Origin of the sequence: Serratia sp. CY71090, from assembly GCF_052166845.1 — a bacterium.
GTDB classification, from domain to species: domain Bacteria; phylum Pseudomonadota; class Gammaproteobacteria; order Enterobacterales; family Enterobacteriaceae; genus Serratia; species Serratia nematodiphila.
Map to the genome: position 1 here is coordinate 115,516 of NZ_JBJNOA010000005.1, position 17,733 is coordinate 133,248.

Annotated in this window: 14 protein-coding genes and 1 other annotated feature; of the genes, 11 read left to right on the forward strand and 3 right to left on the reverse strand. The window is 59.5% G+C overall.

Annotated features, from left to right (window positions below; translation table 11 throughout):
- Positions 1 to 475 precede the first annotated feature (475 nt).
- From ACJ8OK_RS11430 to thrC, 5 genes are all read left to right on the forward strand, one after another.
- Complete coding sequence (locus tag ACJ8OK_RS11430) at positions 476 to 1,162, forward strand: tRNA/rRNA methyltransferase (RefSeq protein WP_033631753.1); 687 nt, start codon at positions 476 to 478, stop codon at positions 1,160 to 1,162.
- A gap of 212 nt (positions 1,163 to 1,374) precedes the next feature.
- The gene (gene thrL, locus ACJ8OK_RS11435) at positions 1,375 to 1,443 is read left to right on the forward strand and encodes a thr operon leader peptide (RefSeq protein ID WP_086581142.1); all 69 of its coding nucleotides are present in this window, start codon (positions 1,375 to 1,377) and stop codon (positions 1,441 to 1,443) included.
- Positions 1,382 to 1,499: a sequence feature (Thr leader region), on the forward strand. Its footprint overlaps the gene before it by 62 nt.
- Before the next feature lie 24 nt (positions 1,500 to 1,523).
- Positions 1,524 to 3,983, forward strand: a complete 2,460-nt coding sequence (gene thrA / locus ACJ8OK_RS11440) for a bifunctional aspartate kinase/homoserine dehydrogenase I (RefSeq protein ID WP_442530589.1) — start codon at positions 1,524 to 1,526, stop codon at positions 3,981 to 3,983.
- 1 nt (position 3,984) lies between these two features.
- Positions 3,985 to 4,914, forward strand: a complete 930-nt coding sequence (gene thrB, locus ACJ8OK_RS11445; protein WP_004932993.1) for a homoserine kinase — start codon at positions 3,985 to 3,987, stop codon at positions 4,912 to 4,914.
- Between the two features lie 3 nt (positions 4,915 to 4,917).
- Entirely contained in the window at positions 4,918 to 6,207 is a 1,290-nt protein-coding gene (gene thrC, locus ACJ8OK_RS11450; protein ID WP_049277389.1) for a threonine synthase, read from the forward strand.
- Between the two features lie 46 nt (positions 6,208 to 6,253).
- On the opposite strand, the gene yaaA is transcribed toward thrC, so the two are convergent.
- Entirely contained in the window at positions 6,254 to 7,030 is a 777-nt protein-coding gene (gene yaaA, locus ACJ8OK_RS11455) for a peroxide stress protein YaaA (RefSeq protein ID WP_033631756.1), read from the reverse strand.
- A 105-nt stretch (positions 7,031 to 7,135) separates the two neighbouring features.
- The gene (locus ACJ8OK_RS11460; RefSeq protein WP_242141321.1) at positions 7,136 to 8,572 is read right to left on the reverse strand and encodes an alanine/glycine:cation symporter family protein; all 1,437 of its coding nucleotides are present in this window, start codon (positions 8,570 to 8,572) and stop codon (positions 7,136 to 7,138) included.
- A gap of 383 nt (positions 8,573 to 8,955) precedes the next feature.
- Between ACJ8OK_RS11460 and tal the strand changes: the two genes are divergently transcribed.
- The 3 genes from tal to ACJ8OK_RS11475 all read left to right on the forward strand — a co-directional run bounded on the left by tal (position 8,956) and on the right by ACJ8OK_RS11475 (position 12,080).
- Positions 8,956 to 9,909, forward strand: a complete 954-nt coding sequence (gene tal, locus ACJ8OK_RS11465; protein ID WP_004932982.1) for a transaldolase — start codon at positions 8,956 to 8,958, stop codon at positions 9,907 to 9,909.
- 151 nt (positions 9,910 to 10,060) lie between these two features.
- Positions 10,061 to 10,648, forward strand: coding sequence for a molybdopterin adenylyltransferase (gene mog / locus ACJ8OK_RS11470; protein ID WP_004932980.1), 588 nt, complete (start codon positions 10,061 to 10,063; stop codon positions 10,646 to 10,648).
- A gap of 124 nt (positions 10,649 to 10,772) precedes the next feature.
- Positions 10,773 to 12,080, forward strand: coding sequence for an MFS transporter (locus tag ACJ8OK_RS11475; RefSeq protein WP_044029718.1), 1,308 nt, complete (start codon positions 10,773 to 10,775; stop codon positions 12,078 to 12,080).
- 44 nt (positions 12,081 to 12,124) lie between these two features.
- On the opposite strand, the gene satP is transcribed toward ACJ8OK_RS11475, so the two are convergent.
- The gene (gene satP / locus ACJ8OK_RS11480) at positions 12,125 to 12,724 is read right to left on the reverse strand and encodes an acetate uptake transporter (protein WP_048326269.1); all 600 of its coding nucleotides are present in this window, start codon (positions 12,722 to 12,724) and stop codon (positions 12,125 to 12,127) included.
- Positions 12,725 to 13,048: 324 nt separating this feature from the next.
- Here satP and dnaK point away from each other — a divergent pair, with 324 nt between their 5' ends.
- The 3 genes from dnaK (at position 13,049) to nhaA (ending at position 17,595) form a co-directional block, all read left to right on the forward strand.
- The gene (gene dnaK, locus ACJ8OK_RS11485) at positions 13,049 to 14,962 is read left to right on the forward strand and encodes a molecular chaperone DnaK (protein ID WP_004932972.1); all 1,914 of its coding nucleotides are present in this window, start codon (positions 13,049 to 13,051) and stop codon (positions 14,960 to 14,962) included.
- Between the two features lie 105 nt (positions 14,963 to 15,067).
- A complete protein-coding gene (gene dnaJ / locus ACJ8OK_RS11490; protein WP_004932969.1) occupies positions 15,068 to 16,192 on the forward strand; it encodes a molecular chaperone DnaJ in 1,125 nt (374 codons plus the stop codon).
- Positions 16,193 to 16,428: 236 nt separating this feature from the next.
- Positions 16,429 to 17,595: a Na+/H+ antiporter NhaA gene (nhaA, locus tag ACJ8OK_RS11495; RefSeq protein WP_033631758.1), complete on the forward strand. Its 1,167-nt coding sequence runs from the start codon at positions 16,429 to 16,431 to the stop codon at positions 17,593 to 17,595.
- Positions 17,596 to 17,733: the final 138 nt, after the last annotated feature.

The following is a 17,733-nucleotide window of genomic DNA, read 5'->3' on the forward strand; positions in this document are numbered from 1 at the left end:
CTAGCCTGGTGGGGATGCTGTTCCCTACAACCCCTTGGGTGCCGAAACGGCGCATATCCTAACCCCATTAACAGCAATATAACAGCGCGTGCCGAATTCATCACCCAACAAAACTACGCTTTGTTGACATATATCAAATTCAATTGTAGCACGTTAACAGATTTGTGAAAAACACTTACAGAAATGCCAGTTTAAGTCACAGAACCTCAAATTCTGTGAACGATTCAGCATTATCCGGCCCGATAGGATACAATTATTCGCTTATTGATCATCGCGTTGTTTTAACTTATTGATAAATAAACACAGTAAAACATAAGCGCGAATAATGACTATTACGATGGGTTTATTAGCTCAACGAGCCGTTTAATCTTGTTTGTTGCTATTAACGCGTTTATTGTTACGTAATTGTAAATATAAATATAAGCGGGCGCTGCGCCATCGTCAAAAACGCAGGCCCGCCTTCGGTGGAAGAGTGATGCAGCTTCATATTGTTTTAGTGGCTCCGGCGCGGCCGGAAAATGTCGGCGCGGCGGCGCGCGCGATGAAAACCATGGGCTTCACGTCGTTGCGCATCGTCGACAGCGAGGCGCACCTGCAGCCGGCGGCGCGCTGGGTGGCGCACGGTGCCGGCGAGATCCTCGACGGCGTGCAAACGTTCGCCACGCTGGAACAGGCGCTGGCGGGCGTGGATTTTACCGTCGCCACCACCGCCCGCAGCCGCGCGCGCTTTCACTACTACTGTACGCCGCCCGAACTGCTGGAACAGCTGAGCGAGCGTAAGCAGTGGGTCGGCCAGGCCGCGCTGGTGTTCGGCCGCGAAGATTCCGGCTTGACCAACGAAGAGCTGGCGTTGGCGGACTTGCTGACCGGCGTGCCGATGCAGGCGGACTATCCGTCGCTTAACCTGGGCCAGGCGGTGATGGTGTACTGCTATCAGCTGGCTAGCCTGATGGGTGTCAATACGCCACAGGAAACGGCGGCGTCGGAAGGGCAGCTTAAGGCGCTGCGCCGCCGCGCCGATGCCTTGTTGAGCGCGTTGGAGGTCGGCGATGACCAAAAATTGCGCGACTGGCTGCACCAGCGCCTCGGCGCGCTGCAACAGCGAGATACGGCGATGCTGCATACGCTGCTGCACGATATCGAAAAAAAACTCGCCAAGTGATAGCGGCTCCATCAGACGGTTACCCAGCGTGATCCACTAGTAAATAGGCTTTAAGTTGTTTTTTTGTTCTGTCATTTTGCTTTTCACCTGTTGCATCGCGCATTACCGCCGCTGAACGGAAAATAAGCAAAAAAAAGAAATAGTTTGACTTGGGATAGCGATTGCTTTAACCAATAGAGGGGACAGAGTATTTCATGAGACAGACAGACAACATGCGCAACATCAGCCTGAAAACCACAATTATTACCACCACCGATACCACAGGTAACGGGGCGGGCTGACGCGCACAGGAAACACAGAAAAAAGCCCGCACCTAATCAGTGCGGGCTTTTTTTTCGGCTTAAATTCGGAGAGATCACACATGCGAGTGCTGAAATTTGGCGGAACCTCGGTGGCGAATGCAGAACGTTTTCTGCGCGTCGCCGACATCATGGAGAGTAATGCGCGTCAGGGACAGGTAGCCACGGTCTTGTCCGCCCCCGCAAAGATCACCAACCATCTGGTGGCAATGATCGACAAAACGGTGGCGGGCCAGGACATTCTGCCGAATATCAGCGACGCCGAGCGGATCTTTGCCGACCTGCTGAGCGGCCTGGCGCAGGCGCTGCCGGGCTTTGAATACGATCGTTTGAAAGGCGTGGTCGATCAGGAGTTCGCGCAGCTCAAACAGGTGTTGCACGGGGTCTCGCTGTTGGGGCAGTGCCCGGACAGCGTCAACGCGGCGATCATCTGCCGCGGCGAAAAGCTCTCCATCGCCATCATGGAAGGGGTGTTCCGCGCCAAGGGTTATCCGGTCACGGTGATCAACCCGGTGGAGAAACTGCTGGCGCAGGGCCACTACCTGGAGTCTACCGTGGATATCGCCGAGTCCACGCTGCGCATCGCCGCCGCGGCGATCCCGGCCGACCACATCGTGCTGATGGCCGGTTTCACCGCCGGTAACGACAAGGGTGAGCTGGTGGTGCTGGGCCGCAACGGCTCCGACTATTCCGCCGCGGTGCTGGCCGCCTGCCTGCGCGCCGACTGTTGCGAAATCTGGACCGACGTCGACGGCGTGTATACCTGCGATCCGCGCACCGTGCCGGACGCCAGGCTGCTGAAATCGATGTCGTACCAGGAGGCGATGGAGCTTTCCTATTTCGGCGCCAAAGTGCTGCACCCTCGCACCATCACGCCGATTGCCCAATTCCAAATTCCTTGCCTGATAAAAAACACCTCCAACCCGCAGGCTCCCGGCACGCTGATCGGCAAAGACAGCACCGATGCCGAAATGCCGGTGAAAGGCATCACCAACCTGAATAATATGGCGATGATCAACGTCTCCGGCCCGGGCATGAAAGGCATGGTCGGCATGGCTGCGCGGGTGTTCGCCGTGATGTCGCGCGCCGGCATTTCGGTGGTGCTGATCACCCAATCCTCTTCCGAATACAGCATCAGCTTCTGTGTGCCTCAGGGCGAACTGCAGCGCGCCCGCCGCGCGCTGGAGGAGGAGTTCTATCTGGAATTGAAAGATGGCGTGCTGGATCCGCTGGACGTCATGGAGCGCCTGGCGATCATCTCGGTAGTCGGCGACGGCATGCGCACCCTGCGTGGCATTTCAGCGCGCTTCTTCTCCGCGCTGGCGCGCGCCAACATCAATATCGTCGCCATCGCCCAGGGCTCTTCCGAGCGTTCAATCTCGGTGGTGGTCAGCAATGATTCCGCCACCACCGGCGTGCGCGTCAGCCACCAGATGCTGTTCAACACCGATCAGGTGATCGAAGTGTTCGTCATCGGCGTCGGCGGCGTCGGCGGGGCGCTGATCGAACAGATCTACCGCCAGCAGCCGTGGCTGAAGCAAAAACATATCGATCTGCGGGTGTGCGGCATCGCCAACTCGCGCGTGATGCTGACCAACGTGCACGGCATCGCGCTGGACAGCTGGCGGGACGAGCTGGCCGGCGCGCAGGAGCCGTTCAATCTCGGCCGCCTGATCCGGCTGGTGAAGGAGTATCACCTGCTGAACCCGGTGATCGTCGACTGTACCTCCAGCCAGGCGGTGGCCGATCAGTATGTGGACTTCCTGGCGGACGGCTTCCATGTGGTAACGCCGAACAAAAAGGCCAACACCTCGTCGATGAACTATTATCAGCAACTGCGCGCCGCCGCCGCCGGTTCGCACCGCAAGTTCCTCTACGACACCAACGTCGGCGCCGGTCTGCCGGTGATCGAGAACCTGCAAAACCTGCTGAACGCCGGCGATGAGCTGGTGCGTTTCTCCGGCATCCTGTCCGGTTCGCTGTCCTTTATTTTTGGCAAGCTGGACGAAGGGCTGTCGCTGTCGGCGGCGACTCTGCAGGCCAGAGCCAATGGCTACACCGAGCCGGATCCGCGCGACGATCTGTCCGGTATGGACGTGGCGCGCAAGCTGCTGATCCTGGCGCGCGAGGCCGGTTACAAGCTGGAGCTGAGCGATATCGAGGTCGAGCCGGTGCTGCCGCCGTCCTTCGACGCGTCGGGCGACGTGGACACCTTCCTGGCGCGGTTGCCGGAGCTGGATAAAGAGTTCGCGCGCAACGTGGCCAATGCCGCCGAGCAAGGCAAGGTGCTGCGCTATGTCGGCCTGATCGACGAAGGGCGCTGTAAGGTGCGCATCGAGGCGGTGGACGGCAACGATCCGTTGTATAAAGTGAAGAACGGCGAGAACGCGCTGGCCTTCTACAGCCGTTATTATCAGCCGCTGCCGCTGGTGCTGCGCGGCTACGGCGCCGGTAACGATGTGACCGCAGCGGGCGTGTTCGCCGATCTGCTGCGCACACTGTCATGGAAGTTGGGAGTTTAATATGGTTAAGGTGTATGCACCGGCCTCGATCGGTAACGTCAGCGTCGGTTTTGATGTGCTGGGCGCGGCGGTTTCGCCGATCGACGGCACGCTGCTGGGCGACTGCGTCAGCGTGGAAGCCGCCGAGACGTTCAGTCTGCAAAACGCCGGGCGCTTCGTCAGCAAGCTGCCGGCCGAGCCGAAAGAGAACATCGTTTATCAATGCTGGGAGCGTTTCTGCCAGGAGATCGGCCGCGAAGTGCCGGTGGCGATGCGGCTGGAAAAGAACATGCCGATCGGGTCGGGGCTGGGCTCCAGCGCTTGTTCGGTGGTGGCCGGGCTGATGGCGATGAACGAATTTTGCGATCGGCCGCTGGATAAGACGACGCTGCTCGGTCTGATGGGCGAGCTGGAAGGCCGCATTTCCGGCAGCGTGCATTACGACAACGTGGCGCCCTGCTATCTGGGCGGCCTGCAGCTGATGCTGGAAGAAGAAGGCATCATCAGCCAGGAAGTGCCGTGCTTCGATGATTGGCTGTGGGTCATGGCCTATCCGGGCATCAAGGTCTCCACCGCCGAAGCGCGCGCCATTTTACCCGCGCAGTACCGCCGTCAGGATTGCATCAGCCACGGCCGTTATCTGGCCGGCTTTATTCACGCCTGCCACACCCGGCAGCCGCAGCTGGCCGCCAAATTAATGCAGGACGTGATCGCCGAGCCGTACCGCACCCGGCTGCTGCCGGGCTTCGCCGAAGCGCGCAAGGCGGCGCAGGAGATCGGCGCGCTGGCCTGCGGCATCTCCGGCTCCGGCCCGACGCTGTTCGCCGTCTGCAACGACGGCGCCACCGCGCAACGCATGGCCGCCTGGCTGCAACAACACTATCTGCAAAACGACGAAGGTTTTGTTCATATTTGCCGTCTGGATACCGCAGGCGCTCGACTACTGGGATAACGCATGAAACTGTACAACCTTAAGGATCACAACGAGCAGGTCAGCTTCGCGCAGGCGATCAAACAAGGCCTGGGCAAGCAGCAGGGGCTGTTCTTCCCGCTGGAGCTGCCGGCGTTCGAACTGACCGAGATCGACCAGCTGCTGGAGCAGGACTTTGTCACCCGCAGCAGCCGTATTCTGTCGGCCTTTATCGGCGAAGAGGTGCCGGAAGCGGCGCTGAAGAAACGCGTGCAGGCCGCTTTTGAGTTCCCGGCGCCGGTAGCGAAAGTGACGGAAGACGTCTCCTGCCTGGAGCTGTTCCACGGCCCGACGCTGGCGTTCAAAGACTTTGGCGGCCGCTTTATGGCACAGATGCTGGCGGAAGTGGCCGGCGATCAGCCGGTGACCATTTTGACCGCCACCTCCGGCGACACCGGCGCCGCGGTGGCGCATGCCTTCTACGGCCTGAAAAACGTACGGGTGGTGATCCTGTATCCACAGGGCAAAATCAGCCCGCTGCAGGAAAAGCTGTTCTGTACCCTGGGCGGCAACATCCACACCGTGGCGATCGACGGCGACTTCGACGCCTGTCAGGCGCTGGTGAAGCAGGCGTTCGACGATCAGGAATTGAAAGACGCGCTGCACCTGAACTCGGCCAACTCGATCAACATCAGTCGCTTGCTGGCGCAGATCTGCTACTACTTCGAGGCGGTGGCGCAGCTGCCGCAGGAAGCGCGCAATCAGCTGGTGATTTCGGTGCCGAGCGGCAACTTCGGCGATCTGACCGCCGGGTTGCTGGCCAAATCGCTGGGCCTGCCGGTGAAGCGCTTCATCGCCGCCACCAACGCCAACGACACCGTGCCGCGCTTCCTGACCAGCGGCCAGTGGCAGCCGCACGCCACGGTCGCGACGCTGTCCAACGCCATGGACGTCAGCCAGCCAAACAACTGGCCGCGCGTGGAAGAGCTGTTCCGTCGCAAGGTCTGGCAGTTGAAAGAGCTGGGTCACGCGGCGGTCAGCGACGAGACCACCAAAGACACGATGCGTGAGCTGGCCGAGCTGGGCTATATCTCCGAACCGCACGCGGCCATCGCCTACCGCGCGCTGCGCGATCAGCTGCAGGAAGGGGAGTTCGGTCTGTTCCTCGGCACCGCGCATCCGGCCAAGTTTAAAGAGAGTGTGGAAGCTATCCTCGGCCAGGAACTGCCGTTGCCGAAAGCGCTGGCGTTGCGGGCCGATCTGCCGCTGCTGTCGCACACGCTGCCGGCCAGTTTCGGCGAGCTGCGCACGTTCCTGATGGGGCTGCCGGCCTGAAGTTCGGCAGGGTAAAATGCGAAAAGCCGTCTTGCGACGGCTTTTTTTATGCTTGTTCCGGGCGTTTGAACACCAGCTCGTTGCCCTGCGAGGCGGCTTCGTCGAAGGCGTAGCCTTCCAGGTTGAAGTCCGCCAGCTGCTCGCTGCGCGTCAGGCGGTTTTTGATGATAAAGCGGCTCATCAACCCGCGCGCTTTCTTGGCGTAGAAGCTGATGACCTTGAACTTGCCGTTCTTCTCGTCGAGGAACACCGGTTTGATCAGCGAACCGTGCAACTTGGCCGGTTTCACCGCTTTGAAATATTCGTCGGAGGCCAGGTTGACCACCACGTCGTCGCCCTGTTGCTCCAGCGCTTCGTTGAGCTTTTGGGTGATCTGATCGCCCCAGAAGCTGTACAGATCTTTGCCCTTCGGGTTTTCCAGCTTGATGCCCATCTCCAGCCGGTACGGCATCATCAGATCGAGCGGCCGCAGCACGCCATACAGGCCGGACAGCATGCGCAAATGCTGCTGGGCGAAGTCGAAATCGGCTTCGTTGAAATCCTGCGCCTGCAGGCCGGTATAAACATCGCCCTTGAACGCCAGCAACGCCTGGCGGGCATTGTCCAGGGTAAATTTCGGCTGCCATTCGCTAAAGCGCGCGGCGTTGAGCCCGGCCAGCTTGTCGCTGATGCTCATCAGGCTGGCGATTTGCGCCGGCGTCAGCGCGCGGCAAATTTTGATAAGCCGCTGAGATTTGTCCAGCAGTTCGGGCTGCGTGAAGCGTTCTGTCGCCAGCGGGCTTTCGTAATCGAGCGTTTTTGCAGGGGAAATAATAACGAGCATGGCCAGATCCTGTTTATCCAAGTGCGCATACTGTAGCAAAAAGCGCGGAAAAAAGGGGCAATCGGTCCAATAGGCGGGGCGTGCATCGCACACGCCCCGGAATACTCAGCGCGGCGGCTGCTTGTCGTCCCACACGCCCGGCTCCAGTTGCGATTTCAGCTCTGGGTAGCGGTTGGCATCGAAGGTCGGCAGTTTGCCCAGGCGGCGCTGGCGATGGTAATCGTCGGCCAGCTTCAGCGCCACCCGCGACAGCAGCAGGATCGCCGTCAGGTTGGTGATCGCCATCAGCGCCATGGAGGTATCCGCCATTTTCCACACCAGCGGCAGCTCCGCCAGCGCGCCGAACATCACCATGCCCAGCGCCACGCAGCGGAAAATCAGCAGGCCGCCCGGATGATTGTGTTCGAGGAACACCAGGTTGCTCTCGGCATAGGCGTAGTTGGCGATGATCGAGGTAAAGGCGAAGAAGAAGATGGCGATAGCGACGAACGGCGTGCCCCAACTGCCGACGGCGGTCGACAGCGCGCGCTGGGTCAGATCGATGCCGCTGATGCTGTCGGTCGGCTGATCGAGAATGCCGGAGGAGAGGATGATCGCCGCGGTGGCGCTGCAGATGACGATGGTGTCGATAAATACCCCGAGCATCTGCACGTAGCCCTGCGAAGCGGGATGCGGCGGATAAGGCGAGGCGGACGCCGCCGCGTTGGGCGCCGAACCCATGCCGGCTTCGTTGGAGAACAGGCCGCGCTGTACGCCCTGGGTCATCGCCTGGGAGATGCCGTAACCGACGGCGCCGGCCGCGGCTTCCTGCAGGCCGAAGGCGCTTTTGAAGATCAGCGCCAGGATCGCCGGCATGTGTTCGATGTTATGGCCAATCACCCAGAGGGCCAGCAACAGGTAGGCACTGGCCATCAGCGGCACCACCAGTTCGGCCACTTTGGCGATGGAACGGATGCCGCCGAAGATCACCACGCCGCTCAGCAGCACCAGACCGATGCCGACGTGCAGCGGCTGTAAGTGGAAGGCGACGGCGGAAGCTTGCGCGATGGAGTTGGCCTGCACGGCGTTGAACACCAGACCGAACGCGATGATCAGGAAGATCGAGAACAGCACGCCCATCCAGCGCATGCCAAGGCCTTTTTCCATGTAATAGGCCGGGCCGCCACGGTAGTTGCCGTTATCGTCTTTGGTTTTATAGAGCTGAGCCAGCGAGCTTTCCACAAATGAGGTGGCCATGCCGATAAACGCCACCACCCACATCCAGAAGATGGCGCCGGGGCCGCCGGCGGTCAGGGCGATGGCGACGCCGGTCAGGTTGCCGGTGCCGACGCGCGCTGCCAGCGTGGTGCACAGCGCCTGGAAAGAGGAGATGCCGGCGCTGTCGCTTTTATTGCTGTTTTTCAACACCGAGAACATGTGGCTGAAGTGGCGGAGCTGGATAAAGCGGGTGCGCAGCGTGAAGTAAATGCCGGTGCCGAGCAGCAGATAAATCAGCACCGACCCCCACAAAATGTTGTTTATAAAATTCATCAGGTCCGTCAATGGATCCCTCCTCTTATCGAAATTTAATGCGCACCTTGCAGCATCCACCGCAGGTGAAAAACATTGGCCTATTTTTTACAAGAGCTTAGCTGGAATCTGTCCGGCGTCAGTCGATTAAGATTTTTCGCAGATTAGCGGACGAATTGCATCAATTTTTTCGAATTTAACATAATTTATTCGGACAATAGCACGTTATTGCCTTTCCATCCGCTCGGTAATGGCGAAAGATATCGGCGTAAACGGTTGCTCGCCCAAGGATAAAACAGATGCTTGTGCGCCGCGGTTTTCCAGCCTTGCACCGGGCTTGGCGCATGTTATTATCAGGGTAGGGCATGGTTGAACAATGCCAAAAGTTCATGCACAAACGATGAGATAATGCCAACATGACCGACAAATTAACTTCCCTGCGCCAGCTGACCACGGTGGTTGCAGATACGGGTGATATCGCGGCAATGAAGCTGTATCAACCGCAGGACGCCACAACCAACCCTTCGCTGATCCTCAATGCAGCCCAAATTCCTGAATACCGCAAACTGATTGACGAAGCCATCGCCTGGGCGCGCGGCCAGAGCAGCGATCGCGAGCAGCAAATCGCCGATGCCGCCGACAAGCTGGCGGTCAACATCGGTCTGGAGATCCTCAAACTGGTTCCGGGCCGCATCTCCACCGAGGTGGACGCGCGTCTGTCTTACGACACCGTTGCCAGCGTGGCCAAGGCCAAGCGCCTGATCAAGCTGTACAACGAAGCCGGCATCAGCAACGATCGCATTCTGATCAAACTGGCCTCGACCTGGCAGGGCATCCGCGCGGCGGAGCAGTTGGAGAAAGAAGGCATCAACTGTAACCTGACGCTGCTGTTCTCCTTCGCTCAGGCTCGCGCCTGTGCCGAAGCCGGCGTTTACCTGATCTCGCCGTTCGTCGGCCGTATCCTCGACTGGTACAAAGCCAACGGCGACAAGAAAGAGTTCGCCCCGCACGAAGATCCGGGCGTGATCTCCGTGACCGAAATTTACCAGTATTACAAACAGCACGGCTACAACACCGTGGTGATGGGCGCCAGCTTCCGCAACGTCGGCGAAATCATCGAACTGGCCGGCTGCGACCGCCTGACCATCGCGCCTGCGCTGCTGAAAGAGCTGGCGGAGAGCGAAGGCGCGCTGGAGCGCAAACTGTCTTATACCGGTGAAGTGAAGGCGCGTCCTGCCGCACTGACCGAACCTGAGTTCTACTGGCAGCACAACCAGGATCCGATGGCGGTTGAGAAACTGACCGACGGCATCCGCAAGTTCGCCGTAGACCAGGGCAAACTGGAAAAAATGATCGCCGACCTGCTGTAATTCCCGCAGATCGCGCAGTAAAAAGGTGGCCTGAGCCACCTTTTTTTATGCCCGACGCCCCCGCAGGCGGGGGAAGCCCTTATACTCTCGGCAATGACAACAGAACGGGAGACGAACCCGTTCGAACCCCATCAGGCTGTAGAGGTTACGCATGGATATTTTACGTATTGGTTTGGTTTCCGTTTCCGACCGCGCTTCCGGCGGCGTTTACCAGGATAAAGGCATTCCGGCGCTGGAGGAGTGGCTGAGCGGCGCGCTGGCGACGCCCTTCAAGCTGGAAACACGGCTGATCCCCGATGAGCAGACGCAAATTGAACAGACGCTGTGCGAACTGGTGGACGAAATGGGCTGCCATCTGGTGCTGACCACCGGCGGCACCGGGCCGGCGCGCCGCGACGTCACCCCCGACGCCACGCTGGCGATCGCCGATCGCGTGATGCCCGGCTTCGGCGAGCAAATGCGTCAGATCAGCCTACACTATGTGCCAACGGCAATTCTTTCTCGCCAGGTGGGGGCGATCCGCAAACAGGCGCTGATCATCAACCTGCCCGGCCAACCGAAGTCGATCAAGGAAACGCTGGAAGGGGTAAAGGATGAGCAGGGCAATGCGGTGGTGCACGGCATCTTCGCCAGCGTGCCTTACTGCATTCAGCTGCTCGACGGGCCTTACGTCGAAACGCATGCCGCGGTGGTAGCAGCATTTCGGCCAAAGAGCGCGCGTCGCGAGATAAACCTCTAAATTTCAGCGTTCTGCGACATCGGCCTCAGTCCGTTTGGTGTGAAAATAATTTGCCGCTATAGTAAGGATTCTTTTACAGAAAGCCTGCGGCTTTTACTTTTACAGCCTTTACCGACGGTGCCCTATGCCTCACGACACTAATCGCCGGCTGAACCGGCAAGACTACAAAACGCTGACGTTGGCCGCGTTAGGTGGCGCGCTGGAGTTTTACGACTTCATCATCTTTGTGTTCTTCGCCGCCGTGGTCGGCGATCTGTTCTTCCCGGCGGACATGCCGGAATGGCTGCGGCTGGTGCAAACCTTCGGCATCTTCGCCGCCGGCTATCTGGCCCGCCCGCTGGGCGGCATCGTGATGGCGCACTTCGGCGATCTGGTCGGCCGCAAAAAGATGTTTACCCTGAGCATTCTGCTGATGGCGTTGCCGACGCTGGCGATGGGCCTGCTGCCGACCTACGCCAGCATCGGCATCGCCGCGCCGCTGTTGCTGCTGCTGATGCGCGTGCTGCAGGGGGCGGCGATCGGCGGTGAGGTGCCGGGCGCCTGGGTCTTCGTCGCCGAACACGTGCCGCGCCGGCGCATCGGCTTCGCCTGCGGCACGCTGACCGCCGGGCTGACGGTCGGCATCCTGCTGGGCTCGGTGGTGGCGACGGTGATCAACACCACGCTCAGCCCGCAGAGCATTGCCGGCGGCGGCTGGCGCATTCCATTCCTGCTTGGCGGCATGTTCGGCCTGGTGGCGATGTACCTGCGCCGCTGGCTGCAGGAAACGCCGATCTTTATCGAGATGCAGGCGCGTAAAGCGCTGGCCGAGGAGCTGCCGCTGAAATCGGTGGTGCTCAACCACAAACGGGAAGTGGCGGTGTCGATGCTGCTGACCTGGCTGCTCTCCGCCGGCATCGTGGTGGTGATCCTGATGACCCCGACCTATCTGCAAAAGCAGTTCGGCATCGCGCCGGCCTTGACGCTGCAGGCCAACAGCATCGCCACCATCATGTTGATCGCCGGCTGCATCGTCGCCGGTTTGTCGGCCGATCGCTTCGGCGCCAGCAAAACGCTGGTGGTCGGCAGTGTACTGCTGGCCGGCTGCAGCTGGCTGTTCTATCAGACGGTGGGCGTGCGCCCGGAAATGCTGTTCGCCTGTTATGCTCTGGTGGGGTTCAGCGTAGGCGTGGTGGGGGCCGTACCGTACGTGATGGTGCGGGCATTCCCGGCGGAAGTGCGGTTTACCGGTATCTCGTTCTCATATAACGTCTCGTACGCTATTTTTGGCGGTTTAACCCCTATTTTTGTGACGTTGATCATGAAATTAACCCCGTTAGCGCCCGCTTACTATGTGTTGGCGCTGTCGCTCATCGGGCTGCTGCTCGGCTTCTACCTGCATCGTGACCTGAACAGCGAAGCCGGGGAGCGGCGAGCCGACTCCTACAGCTAAAAAAAAGCCCTGCAGTGCAGGGCTTTTTCATCAGGGGCGGGCGATTACGCCGTGACCGGTGAGGCCGCGACGCGCGCCGGAGCCGGTTCGCCAATCGGCAGCACGGTGCGGCCGTATTGCTCGTTGAGTACTTCGGCCATCGCCAGGTAAATGGCGCTGGCGCCGCAGATAATCCCTTCATAGCCGGCGAAGGTCAGCAGCGTGTGGTTGCCGGTGATGTTGCCGACGGCCAGCAGGGCGAACAGCAGCGTCAGGCTGGCGAACACGAACTGCAGCACGCGGTTGGCGCCCAGGGTGCCGAAGAACATGAACAGGGTGAAGATGCCCCACAGCGCCAGGTAGATGCCCAGCACGTGGGCTTCGGTGGCCTCTGCCAGGCCCAGACGCGGCAGCAGCAGCAGGCCGACCAGGCTCAGCCAGAAGCTGCCGTAGGCGGTGAAGGCGGTCATGCCGAAGGTGTTGCCCTTCTTGTACTCCAGCAGACCGGCCAGGATCTGGGCCAGGCCACCGAAGAAAATCCCCATGCTGATGATGGCGGAGTTCAGTGGGAAAAAGCCCGCGTTGTGCAGGTTCAGCAAGACGGTGGTCATCCCGAAGCCCATCAGGCCGAGAGGGCCGGGATTCGCCAACTTGTTGGTGTGCATAAGTCCTCTGCGATAACAGAAAATTAACGGAAACAGCGAATTAAAATCATAAATGGTCTGAATGGCCAAAAAATCGAAGTTTTCCACCAGAGCGCGCGCATCATAATGATCCCCGCAACCGGAAACAATGATCTGAATGACGATAAAAAAAGAAATTTTTTTCGCCTTGCCCCTTGATGCCGGGTTGGATGGCCCCATCTTATTTGCAACCGCAGCTGCTAACCGCGGGTCGCACTGAGATATCGGGCAGTTGAAAAGCAAAAAATCGCCCGCATATAGGTTAGCAACCTGACTGATTATGAATTTTTTAGTGGAGACGTTTAGATGGGCAAAATTATTGGTATCGACCTGGGTACGACCAACTCTTGCGTAGCAATTATGGATGGTGCCAAGGCACGCGTGCTGGAAAACGCCGAGGGCGACCGCACCACTCCTTCTATTATCGCATATACCCAGGACGGTGAAACTCTGGTTGGCCAGCCGGCTAAGCGTCAGGCAGTCACCAACCCTGAAAACACCCTGTTCGCCATCAAGCGCCTGATCGGTCGCCGCTTCCAGGATGAAGAAGCGCAGCGCGACAAAGCGATCATGCCGTACAAAATCGTCGAAGCCGACAACGGCGACGCCTGGCTGGAAGTGAAAGGCCAGAAAATGGCTCCGCCGCAGATCTCTGCGGAAGTGCTGAAAAAAATGAAGAAAACGGCGGAAGATTACCTGGGCGAACCGGTAACTGAAGCGGTTATCACCGTACCGGCATACTTCAACGATGCCCAGCGTCAGGCGACCAAAGACGCCGGCCGCATCGCGGGTCTGGAAGTCAAGCGCATCATCAACGAACCGACCGCGGCGGCCCTGGCCTATGGCCTGGACAAAGAAGTCGGCAACCGCACCATCGCGGTTTATGACCTGGGCGGCGGTACTTTCGATATCTCCATCATCGAAATCGACGACGTTGACGGCGAAAAAACCTTTGAAGTGCTGGCGACCAACGGTGACACCCACCTGGGTGGCGAAGACTTCGACAGCCGTCTGATCAACTACCTGGTGGAAGAGTTCAAGAAAGATCAGGGCATCGATCTGCGCAACGATCCGCTGGCGATGCAGCGTCTGAAAGAAGCCGCTGAGAAAGCGAAGATCGAACTGTCTTCCGCTCAGCAGACCGACGTTAACCTGCCGTACATCACTGCAGACGCGACCGGTCCAAAACACATGAACATCAAAGTGACTCGCGCCAAACTCGAGTCGCTGGTTGAAGATCTGGTTGCGCGCTCTATCGAACCGCTGAAAGTGGCGCTGAAAGACGCTGGCCTGTCGGTTTCCGACATTCAGGACGTGATCCTGGTGGGCGGCCAGACCCGTATGCCAATGGTGCAGAAGAAAGTCGCAGACTTCTTCGGCAAAGAACCGCGTAAAGACGTGAACCCGGACGAAGCGGTTGCCGTGGGCGCTGCGGTACAGGGCGGCGTGTTGGCCGGTGATGTGAAGGACGTTCTGCTGCTGGACGTGACCCCGCTGTCGCTGGGTATCGAAACCATGGGCAGCGTGATGACGCCGCTGATCACCAAAAACACCACTATCCCGACCAAGCACAGCCAGGTGTTCTCTACCGCTGAAGACAACCAGTCTGCGGTAACCATCCACGTGCTGCAGGGTGAGCGTAAGCGCGCCAGCGATAACAAATCTCTGGGCCAGTTCAACCTGGACGGTATCCAGGCGGCGCCGCGCGGCATGGCGCAGATCGAAGTGACCTTCGATATCGATGCCGACGGCATCCTGCACGTGTCTGCCAAAGACAAGAACACCGGCCGTGAGCAGAAGATCACCATCAAGGCATCTTCTGGCCTGAACGAAGACGAAATCCAGAAAATGGTGCGCGACGCCGAGCTGAACGCTGAAGCGGACCGCAAGTTCGAAGAGCTGGTGCAGACGCGTAACCAGGCGGATCACCTGATCCACGGCACGCGCAAGCAACTGGAAGAAGCGGGCGACAAACTGCCGGCGGAAGACAAAACGGCGATCGAAGCGGCGCTGAAAGATCTGGAAGCGGCGGTGAAAGGCGAAGATAAAGCCGAGATCGAAGCGAAGACCCAGGCGTTGGTGCAGGTTTCCGGCAAGCTGCTGGAAATGGCTCAGGCGCAGCAGGCTCAGCAGGGTGCTGACGCCGGCGCGGACAACGCGGCGCAGAAAGACGACGACGTGGTTGACGCCGAGTTCGAAGAAGTTAAAGACAAAAAATAATCGCCCTTAAGCGGGCACGGGGCGGCGAGATGCCGCTCCCGGAAACCAGCACGGGCGTCGAGGCAACTCTGCGCCCGTGCACGCATGTTAAGGGTAAGCGAAAGAATGGCGAAGAAAGACTATTACGAGATTCTCGGCGTCAGCAAGACGGCGGATGAACGTGAGATCAAAAAGGCGTACAAGCGCCTGGCGATGAAATACCATCCTGACCGCAACCAGGAACAAGACGCCGAAACCAAGTTTAAAGAAGTTAAAGAAGCTTACGAAGTCCTGACCGACGATCAGAAACGTGCGGCCTACGACCAGTACGGGCACGCGGCCTTTGAACAGGGCGGCATGGGCGGCGGCGGCTTTGGCGGCGGTGCCGACTTCAGCGATATCTTTGGCGACGTGTTTGGCGACATCTTCGGCGGAGGCCGCCGTCAGCGCGCCAGCCGCGGTTCCGATCTGCGCTATAACATGGAGCTGACCCTCGAGGAAGCGGTACGTGGCGTCACCAAAGAGATCCGCATCCCGACGCTGGAAGAGTGCGACGTCTGCCACGGCAGCGGCGCCAAGCCGGGCAGTTCGCCGGTCACCTGCCCAACCTGTCACGGCCAGGGCCAGGTGCAGATGCGTCAGGGCTTCTTCACCGTGCAGCAGGCGTGTCCGCACTGCCATGGCCGCGGTCAGATCATCAAAGATCCGTGCAACAAGTGCCACGGCCACGGCCGGGTAGAAAAATCCAAGACGCTGTCGGTGAAAATTCCGGCCGGCGTCGATACCGGCGACCGCATTCGCCTGGCGGGTGAAGGTGAAGCCGGCGAACACGGCGCACCGGCGGGCGATCTGTACGTTCAGGTGCAGGTGAAGGCGCACCCGATCTTCGAGCGTGAAGGCAACAACCTGTACTGTGAAGTGCCGATCAACTTCGCCATGGCGGCGCTGGGCGGCGAGATTGAAGTGCCGACGCTGGACGGCCGGGTGAAACTGAAGGTGCCTTCGGAGACCCAAACCGGCAAGCTGTTCCGCATGCGCGGCAAGGGCGTGAAATCGGTGCGTGGCGGCAGCCAGGGCGACCTGCTGTGCCGCGTGGTGGTGGAAACCCCGGTCAATCTGAACGACAAGCAGAAGCAACTGCTGCGTGAGCTGGAAGAGAGCCTGGGTGGCCCGTCCGGCGACAAGAACAGCCCGCGTTCGAAGAGCTTCTTCGACGGGGTGAAAAAGTTCTTTGACGATCTGACTCGCTAACCTGCTGTTTCTGTTGGCTTATGTGCGAACCCCGGGCTTCTGTCCCGGGGTTTTTATTTGCGCGCCGAACCGCTAATTCCACAACGTAAATGTGACTTATTCGTGCTTTTTATCGGTTTTTTCGAGCTGTTTAGCATTTATAAACTTATTTTTTCGAACTAAAACGCCCTCTATACTCACTTCATGACTGTGGTTCGCAGGGCGCTGCGCCTTGCACAGATTTGGAGAGACGTATTGTGACCAACATCATTCGTCAATTTTTACGTCAGGAAGCGGCGGGCGGTATCATTCTGATCGCGGCGGCGATCGTCGCCCTGATCATGGCCAACACCCCGGCGCAGGGGATCTATCAGGCATTCCTTAACCTGCCGGTGATGGTGAAGGTAGCTTCGCTGGAGATCGCTAAACCGCTGCTGCTGTGGATCAACGACGGGCTGATGGCCATCTTCTTCCTGGTGGTGGGGCTGGAGGTCAAGCGCGAGCTGATGCAAGGCTCACTGTCCGGGCGTGACAAGGCGGTGTTTCCGGCGATCGCCGCACTGGGCGGCATGTTGGCGCCGGCGCTGATTTACCTGCTGTTCAACGGCGCGGATGACGTCACCCGCCAGGGCTGGGCGATCCCGGCCGCGACCGACATCGCCTTTGCGCTGGGCGTCATGGCGCTGCTGGGCAACCGCGTGCCGACCAGCCTGAAAGTGTTCCTGCTGGCGTTGGCGATCATCGACGACCTGGGCGTGATTATCATCATCGCGCTGTTCTACACCCACGAAGTGTCGATGGTGGCGCTGGGCGTGGCGGCGGCGGCGACGGCGCTGCTGGCGGTGATGAACTGGCGAGGCGTGGGCAAGACCTCGCTGTACATGATAGTCGGCCTGGTGCTGTGGGTGGCGATCCTCAAGTCGGGGGTGCATGCGACGCTGGCCGGGGTGATCGTCGGCTTTATGATCCCGCTGAACGTGAAGAAGGGGCCATCGCCGTCGGAGACGCTGGAGCATGAGCTGCACCCGTGGGTGGCGTTTATGATCCTGCCGCTGTTCGCCTTCGCCAACGCCGGGGTTTCTCTGCAGGGCGTATCGCTGGAGGGATTGACCTCGCTGCTGCCGGTCGGGATTGCGGCCGGCCTGTTTATCGGCAAGCCGTTGGGGATTTTCCTCTTCAGCCTGCTGGCGGTGAAAATGGGCATCGCCCGTTTGCCTGAAGGCATCGGCTTCAAACAGGTGTTTGCCGTTTCGGTGCTTTGCGGCATTGGTTTCACCATGTCGATTTTTATCGCCTCGCTGGCGTTCGGCGATGCGGATGCGGCGCTCAGCACCTATTCCCGCCTGGGGATCCTGTTGGGCTCCACCACTGCGGCGGTGGTAGGGTATGGATTACTGCGTCTGGCGTTGCCGCGCGTGCGTTAATCCTGAATGTGCCCGGTAAGGGCACATAATAAAATGGCTGGTCGGAGCTGTACGGTATAAAATATGTGCAGCTTCGGCCGTTCTTCGTTGGGACTAATGGGGCTATACGTTGTCTGAAGCAGGGAAAGGAAGTTTGTC

Excerpts from the sequence above, each read along its gene's own strand:
- ACJ8OK_RS11430 (WP_033631753.1), top strand. The coding sequence starts at position 476 with ATGCAGCTTCATATTGTTTTAGTGGCTCCGGCGCGGCCGGAAAATGTC.
- thrA (WP_442530589.1), top strand. The coding sequence starts at position 1,524 with ATGCGAGTGCTGAAATTTGGCGGAACCTCGGTGGCGAATGCAGAACGT.
- thrB (WP_004932993.1), top strand. The coding sequence starts at position 3,985 with ATGGTTAAGGTGTATGCACCGGCCTCGATCGGTAACGTCAGCGTCGGT.
- thrC (WP_049277389.1), top strand. The coding sequence starts at position 4,918 with ATGAAACTGTACAACCTTAAGGATCACAACGAGCAGGTCAGCTTCGCG.
- yaaA (WP_033631756.1), bottom strand. The coding sequence starts at position 7,030 with ATGCTCGTTATTATTTCCCCTGCAAAAACGCTCGATTACGAAAGCCCG.
- tal (WP_004932982.1), top strand. The coding sequence starts at position 8,956 with ATGACCGACAAATTAACTTCCCTGCGCCAGCTGACCACGGTGGTTGCA.
- mog (WP_004932980.1), top strand. The coding sequence starts at position 10,061 with ATGGATATTTTACGTATTGGTTTGGTTTCCGTTTCCGACCGCGCTTCC.
- ACJ8OK_RS11475 (WP_044029718.1), top strand. The coding sequence starts at position 10,773 with ATGCCTCACGACACTAATCGCCGGCTGAACCGGCAAGACTACAAAACG.
- satP (WP_048326269.1), bottom strand. The coding sequence starts at position 12,724 with ATGCACACCAACAAGTTGGCGAATCCCGGCCCTCTCGGCCTGATGGGC.
- dnaK (WP_004932972.1), top strand. The coding sequence starts at position 13,049 with ATGGGCAAAATTATTGGTATCGACCTGGGTACGACCAACTCTTGCGTA.
- dnaJ (WP_004932969.1), top strand. The coding sequence starts at position 15,068 with ATGGCGAAGAAAGACTATTACGAGATTCTCGGCGTCAGCAAGACGGCG.